We start from the raw sequence: 7,359 nt of genomic DNA, 5'->3' as shown, positions 1-7,359 counted from the left end.
CGCCGCAACCGCATGAACGGCGAGCTGGCCGAGCTGGACGACGGCGGATTCACCGTCGCCGTTCGGCAATCTTTCGGCAACTGCCCCAAATACATACAGCAGCGCGAATTCGAGTTTGCGCGCGAACCCGGCCCGCGCATCCTGGGATCGGTGGAGTGGATGGACGAACTGGACGAAGGCGCGCGCGCCGCCATCGCGGCAGCCGATACCTTCTTCGTCGCCAGCGCCTGCCAGGACGCGGACGGCCGCTGGCAAGCGGATGTATCGCACCGCGGCGGCAAGCCCGGCTTCGTCAAAGTGGATGGCGACACGCTGACCATCCCGGACTTTTCCGGCAACGGCTATTTCAACACCCTGGGCAATCTGCTGCTGCATCCGCGCGCCGGCCTGCTGTTCATGGATTTCTCCAGCGGCGACACGCTGCAGCTGGCCGGCCAGGCCGAGGTGCTGGACGCCGAGGCCGCCTCGGTCTTTGCCGGCGCGGAACGGCTGTGGACCTTCCGCGTGGAGCGGGTGGTGCGCCGCCGCAACGCGCTGGCGCTGCGCTGGACGCTGCGCGGCTACTCGCCGTTCGCGCTTGCTACCGGCGCCTGGCCGCACGCCGCTCTAGAGCGGCAATGGCTGCCCTTGCGCGTCATCCATGTGGAGGACGAAAGCAGCGTCGTCCGCTCCATCTATTTCGAGCCGGCCGAGGGGACAGCGGCGCCGCCCTTTCTGCCTGGCCAGCATTTAAGCCTGAAAGTCGCGGGCGTGGATGGCGTAAGGATGCGCAACTACACACTGTCGCAAACCGGCGGCTACCGCATCAGCGTCAAGCGCCAGGGCAAGGCCTCGGCTCGTCTGCACCAGCTGGCGCCGGGAGACATCATTGAAGCGCTGCCGCCGCGCGGCGATTTCACCTTGGCGCGGACCAACCGCCCCATCGCGCTCTTGGCCGGCGGCATCGGCATCACGCCCATGCTGGCCTTTTTGCATCAGTTGACCGGGAACCCCGCCGCCATGCCGCCCACGCTGCTGGCCTACGCCACGCGCAACATAGCCGAGCGCGCCTTCGACGCCGAGCTGGAGGCCTTGCAAGTCCGGGCCGCCGGCAGGCTGCGCGTGGTGAAAATCGTCAGCCAGCCGGAAACCGGCCGCCGGCTGGGCATCGATTACCAGCATGCCGGCCATCTGGACATCGAGCTGCTGCGCGGCTATGGCCTCTGCCTGGATGGAGACGTCTATCTGTGCGGCCCGGCCGGCTTCATGCAGGCGCTGTACGAGCAACTGATCGCCGCCGGCGTGGAGGACGCGCGCATCCATGCCGAAGCCTTCGGCCCGGCCGGGCTGCAACGCGCCGGTCATCAAGTTCAAGCTCTGCCCGCTCCGGCAGACGGCGCTGTGCCGGTGCGCTTCGCCGCGTCAGCCGTAGACACCGAATGGCAGCCGGGCCAAAGCCTGCTGGAACTGGCCGAGTCCTGCGGCCTGAATCCGGATTTCAGCTGCCGCGGCGGCACATGCGGCAGTTGCCGCGCCGCCTTGCTGGCCGGCCAGGCGACGTATCTGCAAGCGCCGGAATATCCCGCCCAACCAGGCGAGATTTTGCTGTGCTGCGCCTACCCGGCCGCCGGCTCGGACAAACTGGAAATCAATCTGTAAGCCGCGGATCGGCGCGCAGCCGCTCGGCCAGGAAGTCGATGAAGCGGCGCATCCGCGTCGAGCCGTAGCGGCTTTCGGCGTGGACGATGTGTATCGGCAGCGGCGCGCTCTCGTAAGCCGTCAGCACCCGTTCCAGCTTGCCCGCCGCCAGCGCCTCCGCCACTTGGTAGGACATCACCCGGATCAGGCCGAAGCCGCCCTGCGCCGCGTCTATCGCCACGTCGTTGCCGCTGACCGTCAACCGTGGTCTCACCCTCACCCGCCGCTCGCCATCCGCGCCGAACTTCCACTCCAGCGAGGCTGAGGCGGCGGTGGAAGCGATCACCGTGTGACTCAACAAATCTTCCGGCGCTTGCGGCGCGCCATGCCGCGCCAGATAGTCCGGCGCCGCGCACACCAGCCGCCTCACCTCGCCCACCTTGACTGCGCGCAGCGAGGAATCCGGCAGATGCCCAATGCGCACCGCCGCGTCCAGTCCTTCCTCCATCAGGTTCACTACGTTGTCGCGCAGCTGCGCCGACACCTCCACCAGCGGGTGCTGGCGCAGAAAATCCAGCACTGACGGCATCACGTAAAGCCGGCCGAACAAAACCGGCGCGGTCAGCCGGATCAGGCCGCGCGGCTCGGCGTTGCCGCCGGCCGCCGCCTCTTCCGCCTCGTCCACCGCCGCCAGAATGCGGCGCGCGTCGTCCAGATAGCGCGCCCCGGCCTCGGTCACTCTGACATAGCGCGTGGTGCGGTTCAGCAGGCGCACGCCCAGGTTTTCCTCCAGCGCCGCCACCGCGCGCGTCACCGCCGGCGGCGATAGCTTGAGCCTGCGCGCCGCGCCGGCGAAGCCTTCCTCCTCCGCCACGGCGACGAAGACGGCCATCAGGTGGAAACGGTCCATCTACTATTCCCCATATTGAAATAATCCATTTTATAAAACAGATATTCTTCCAAAATAAAGAATTTGGCAAAGTACACCCATCGCGGAAACGTTCCGCACCCACCCAGGAGTCTTGCCATGAACCGCATCGCCATTCCCGCCGCCGAGCACATCCCCGCCGCCAGCCAGCCGCTGCTCGCCGCCGTGCAACAACAACTGGGCATGGTGCCCAATCTGATGAAGCTGCTGGCCCACAGCCCGGCCGCGCTGGAAGGCTATCTGTCGCTGAACGGCGCGCTGGGCAAAGGCAAGCTGGGCGCCGCGCTGCGCGAACGCATCGCGCTGGCGGTGGCCGAATTCAACGGCTGCGACTACTGCCTGTCCGCCCACAGCTATCTGGCCAAGCATGTGGCCAAGCTCGGCGATGACGAAATCGCCGCCGCCCGCGACTTCGCCAGCGCCGACGCCAAACAGGCCGCCGCGCTGCGCTTCGCGCTGAATGTGGCGGAACAGCGCGGCCGCATGGCCGACGTCGAACTGGCCGCCCTGCGCGGCGCCGGCTTCGACGAAGCGGAAACGCTGGAAATCGTGGCGGTGGTAGCGCTGAACATCCTGACCAACTACGTCAACAACGCCGCCGCCACCGCGGTGGACTTCCCGCTGGTCCAGGCCCGCGGCTAAACCCGCCGCCGCCGGGAGCCCTCCAGGCTCCCGGCCTCTTCATGCCCTTGGTTTTTATCGCCCGGCCGGCTGCTCTGCCCGCTCCCATGCTTTAAAATAGCGGCAACTGTTCCGTTTTCCGCGGCCGCCGCCGCGGCTTTGCCCCCGATGATAGAAAACAATCCCAATATGCTGCTGCTGGCGGTATTCGAGCGCGCGGCGCTGATGCTGATGGCGCTGTTCTTCCTGACCCGCTTCCGCCCCTTCCAGGATCTGCTGCGCCAGCAGGACCACAGTCCGGCCGAGCTAGCCGGCGTATCGCTGCTGTTCTGCCTGTTCGCCGTATTCAGCACCTATACCGGCATCCCGGTGGACGGCTCGCTGGTCAACGTCCGCACCATCGCCATCCTGTCCGGCGGCATATTGTTCGGCCCCTGGGTGGGCATACCGGCCGGCATTGTGTCCGGCCTGCACCGCTACCTGATAGACATCCACGGCTATACCTCGCTGCCCTGCTTGATTTCCAGCATCTGCGCCGGCCTGTTGGCCACCGCCATCCATTACCGCGCCGGCCGCCGGCGGCTGTGGCTGTACGGCATCGCCGCCGGCATCGCCTGCGAGAGCCTGACCATGGCGCTGATCCTGTGGTTCACCGAGCCGGCGGTCGGCCACGCCATCGTCGGCCACATCGCCTACCCCATGATCACCGGCGCCATCTGCATAGGCCTGGTCATCAAGCTGGTGCAAGACCTGGACGACGAGAAGGAACTGCTGGCGGCGCGCCAGGCCAAGCTGGCCTTGACCATCGCCAACCGCACCCTGCCCTATTTCCAGAACGTGGACCGCGACGCGCTGGTGGAAGTGTGCACCGTGATCCGCAACCACATCGGCGCCGACGCGGTGGCCATCACCGATACCCGCGACGTGCAAGCCTATGTCGGACTGGGCAAGGACTACTACGAGCCGGCCGATCACTCCGCCATCGGCGAAATCACCCGCCGCGCGGTGCGCGAGGACCAGATCATCATCGAGAACGATCTGCGCCAGTACCGGGTGGCGGACTTCCACTCGGTGATCATCATCCCGCTGCGCGAAAACGGCCGCGTCGCCGGCACGCTGAAGATCTTCTTCCGCAAGAGCGGCGGCATCACCGGCTCGCAGCGCGAACTGGCGCTGGGCCTGTCTCAGCTGATTTCCACCCAGATGGAGGCCTCGCGCATCAAGCAGCTGCAGGAGATGGCGCGCAAGGCCGAATTCGCCGCGCTGCAGAGCAAGATCAACCCGCATTTCCTGTTCAACGCGCTGAATGCCATCTCGTCCTTGATCCGCATCCAGCCGTCCGAAGCGCGGCAACTGATCGCCAAGCTGGCGGACTATCTGCGCTACAACCTGTCCCTGGGCGATACGCTGATCGACATCCAGGAGGAGCTGAAACAGGTGCGCGACTACGTGGCCATCGAACAGGCGCGCTTCGGCAGCAAGCTGGCAGTCGTATTCGACGTGGACGACGTTCACCCCCGCGTGCCCAGCCTGCTGCTGCAGCCGCTGGTGGAGAACGCCATCCTGCACGGCATCCAGCCGCGCAAGGAGCCCGGCGAGGTGCGCATCGCGGTAAAGAGGCTGGATGATCGCATCCGCGTGTCGGTGCGCGACACCGGCTACGGCATCAGCCAGGAAGTGATGGACGGCATCGCCGAAGGCAAGGTGGAAAGCCGCAGCATAGGCCTGTCCAACGTCAACGAGCGCATCAAGCTCTTGTACGGCGAGGGCCTGCGCCTCGCCCGGCTGGAGCCGGGCACCGAAGTCAGTTTTGAGCTGCCGCTGGAGGAAAAAGCATGATGAAGGCGCTGATCGTGGAAGACGAATACCTGGCGCGCGAGGAGCTGGCCTATCTGATCCGGGAGCATAGCCAGATAGAGATCGCCGCCAGCGTGGAGGACGGGTTGGAGGCGTTCAAATTCCTGCAGGAAAACGAGGTGGACGTGGTGTTTCTGGACATCAACATCCCATCCATAGACGGCCTGTTGCTGGCCAAGAACCTGCACAAGACCACGCGGCCGCCGCGCATCGTCTTCGTCACCGCCTACAAGGAATTCGCGGTGGACGCTTTCGAGGTGGAGGCCTTCGACTACATCCTCAAGCCGTACAACGAGGCCCGCATCATCGGCCTGCTGCGCAAGCTGGAAGCCCTTGAGTCCGCTCCCCCTTCGTCCGCCGCCGTGCCCGCCGCGCCCCATGCGGCGGAAAACGCGCCCCTCAGCCGCACGGTGAACCTAGCCAAGGGCGACAGCATCATCGTCACGCCCTGCGACGACATCTACTACGTCGAGGCCGACGAGAAGGTCACCCTGGTCTACACCGCCCACGACCGCTACGTGATGGCGATGAGCATCAGCGATTTTGTGTCGCGCCTGCCGGCCGACAGCTTCTTCCGCTGCCACCGCTCCTTCTGCGTCAACATCCACAAGATCCGCGAAATCGCGCCCTGGCAGAACAGCACCTACATCATCAAGCTGTACGACCTGAAGGCGGAAATCCCGGTCAGCCGCAGCAATATCAAGGCCTTCAGGCAGTTGATGCACCTTTGATTGCCGTTCATTCCGCGCTGTCTGCATTTCATTCCCGCGCTGCGCCGTCTCCATAAGCGCAGGCTTATAGTCATGCCAACAGTCATGACTTTAAGCGAGCAGCGCCATGAACGCCTCAAGCAACGCCATCCGTTACCGTACCCTGGCCGGTACCGTCCTCACCCAGTTCGCGCTGGGTTCCGTCTACACCTGGAGCCTGTTCAACGCCCAGCTGTCGCACAAGCTCTCCGAGCCGGTCAGCCAGGTGGCCTTCGCCTTCGGCCTGCTCAGCCTCGCGCTGGCGGTGGCGTCGTCCATGGCCGGCAAACTGCAGGAGCGCTTCGGCGTGCGCAAGGTGGCCATCGCCTCCGGCCTGATGCTGGGACTGGGCTTCTACCTGACCTCGCACGCTGGCAACCTGATCATGCTTTATCTATGCGCCGGCCTGCTGGTAGGCTTCGCCGACGGCGCCGGTTATTTGATGTCGCTGTCCAATTGCGTCAAGTGGTTCCCGGAACGCAAGGGCCTGATTTCGGCTTGCGCCATCGGCGCTTACGGACTGGGCAGCTTGGGCTTCAAGTTCATCAACCTGGCGCTGCTGTCGCACTTCAGCCTGGAAGCCACTTTCCAGCTGTGGGGCCTGATCGCCATGGCCATGGTGGTGGCCGGCGCCCTGTTGATGACTGACGCGCCGCAGCAGCCCGCCGCTGCGCAAACCGGCGGCAGCCGCGACTTCACGCTGGCCGAGGCGATGCGTCAGCCGCAATACTGGATGCTGGCGCTGATGTTCCTCACCGTGTGCATGAGCGGCCTGTACGTGATCGGCGTGGCCAAGGACATCGGCGAGAGCTTCGTCCACCTGTCGGCCGCCACCGCCGCCAACGCGGTGGCCGTGATCGCCGTGGCCAATCTGTCCGGCCGCCTGGTGCTGGGCGTGCTGTCCGACAAGATGCCGCGCATCCGCGTCATCACCCTCGCCCAGATCGCCACGCTGGCCGGCATGCTGACCCTGCTGTTCGCCCCGCTCAACGCCGGCCTGTTCTTCGCCGCCATCGCCTGCATCGCCTTCAGCTTCGGCGGCACCATCACCGTCTACCCATCCCTGGTCAGCGATTTCTTCGGCCTGAACAACCTGACCAAGAACTACGGCGTGATCTACCTGGGCTTCGGCATCGGCAGCATCGTCGGCTCCATCGTCGCCTCGCTGTTCGGCGGCTTCCTCGCCACCTTCCACCTGATCCTGGCGCTGTTGATCGTCGCCCTGCTGTTCTCGCTGACCATGCGCCAGCCGGGCGCGGCCCAGGCCGGCAAGGAAGACTTCGACGCCGAGCCGCAGCTGGGCAAGGCCTGAGCATCGTTCGCGGGCATGGCGGACCCAACCCGCGCTACGACGCCGACCGCCTCCACAACGACAAAGCCCCCGGATTCGGGGGCTTTTCTCATGCAATGCGGCCGTAACAGCATGTTGGCTTTTCCAATTTAGCTACATGATCGTCCACGCGACCATATCCCCTTCAGCACGCGCCGGTAAAAAAGCGCCTAACCAGGTTTTAAGACGCCGACTTGTTCGACGCCGCGCGACGGTAGCGCGCGGCTAGTTTCGGCGGCTCCTGGCTAGGCGCTTTT

6 protein-coding genes are annotated in these 7,359 nt (G+C 65.4%); 5 read left to right on the top strand and 1 reads right to left on the bottom strand.

Translation table 11 applies throughout. The annotated features are described in order from the left end of the window. A partial coding sequence (locus C2I19_RS10555) for a 2Fe-2S iron-sulfur cluster-binding protein (RefSeq protein ID WP_146056777.1) occupies positions 1-1,638 on the top strand: 1,638 nt, incomplete at its 5' end. Here the strand turns inward: C2I19_RS10555 and C2I19_RS10550 are convergent. After that, positions 1,628-2,527, bottom strand: coding sequence for a LysR family transcriptional regulator (locus C2I19_RS10550; protein ID WP_103902655.1), 900 nt, complete (start codon positions 2,525-2,527; stop codon positions 1,628-1,630). The two genes, C2I19_RS10555 and C2I19_RS10550, sit on opposite strands and share 11 nt — an antisense overlap. 117 nt (positions 2,528-2,644) lie before the next feature. Here C2I19_RS10550 and C2I19_RS10545 point away from each other — a divergent pair, with 117 nt between their 5' ends. The 4 genes from C2I19_RS10545 to C2I19_RS10530 all read left to right on the top strand — a co-directional run bounded on the left by C2I19_RS10545 (position 2,645) and on the right by C2I19_RS10530 (position 7,084). Further along, positions 2,645-3,187, top strand: coding sequence for a carboxymuconolactone decarboxylase family protein (locus C2I19_RS10545; protein WP_103902654.1), 543 nt, complete (start codon positions 2,645-2,647; stop codon positions 3,185-3,187). Positions 3,188-3,334: 147 nt separating this feature from the next. Then, positions 3,335-5,005: a sensor histidine kinase gene (locus C2I19_RS10540; RefSeq protein ID WP_199181140.1), complete on the top strand. Its 1,671-nt coding sequence runs from the start codon at positions 3,335-3,337 to the stop codon at positions 5,003-5,005. After that, positions 5,002-5,754, top strand: coding sequence for a LytR/AlgR family response regulator transcription factor (locus tag C2I19_RS10535; protein WP_103902653.1), 753 nt, complete (start codon positions 5,002-5,004; stop codon positions 5,752-5,754). The genes C2I19_RS10540 and C2I19_RS10535 overlap by 4 nt, the downstream gene beginning before the upstream one ends. Before the next feature lie 106 nt (positions 5,755-5,860). After that, positions 5,861-7,084, top strand: a complete 1,224-nt coding sequence (locus tag C2I19_RS10530; protein ID WP_103902652.1) for an L-lactate MFS transporter — start codon at positions 5,861-5,863, stop codon at positions 7,082-7,084. Positions 7,085-7,359: the final 275 nt, after the last annotated feature.

Source organism: Chromobacterium alticapitis, assembly GCF_002924365.1.
Classification (GTDB): Bacteria; Pseudomonadota; Gammaproteobacteria; order Burkholderiales; family Chromobacteriaceae; genus Chromobacterium; species Chromobacterium alticapitis.
Note: the sequence above shows the minus strand (reverse complement) of the source record. Positions and strands in the feature narration are given on the sequence as shown.

Coding starts and splice junctions, on each gene's coding strand:
- C2I19_RS10550 (WP_103902655.1), bottom strand. CDS start 2,527: ATGGACCGTTTCCACCTGATGGCCGTCTTCGTCGCCGTGGCGGAGGAG.
- C2I19_RS10545 (WP_103902654.1), top strand. CDS start 2,645: ATGAACCGCATCGCCATTCCCGCCGCCGAGCACATCCCCGCCGCCAGC.
- C2I19_RS10540 (WP_199181140.1), top strand. CDS start 3,335: ATGATAGAAAACAATCCCAATATGCTGCTGCTGGCGGTATTCGAGCGC.
- C2I19_RS10535 (WP_103902653.1), top strand. CDS start 5,002: ATGATGAAGGCGCTGATCGTGGAAGACGAATACCTGGCGCGCGAGGAG.
- C2I19_RS10530 (WP_103902652.1), top strand. CDS start 5,861: ATGAACGCCTCAAGCAACGCCATCCGTTACCGTACCCTGGCCGGTACC.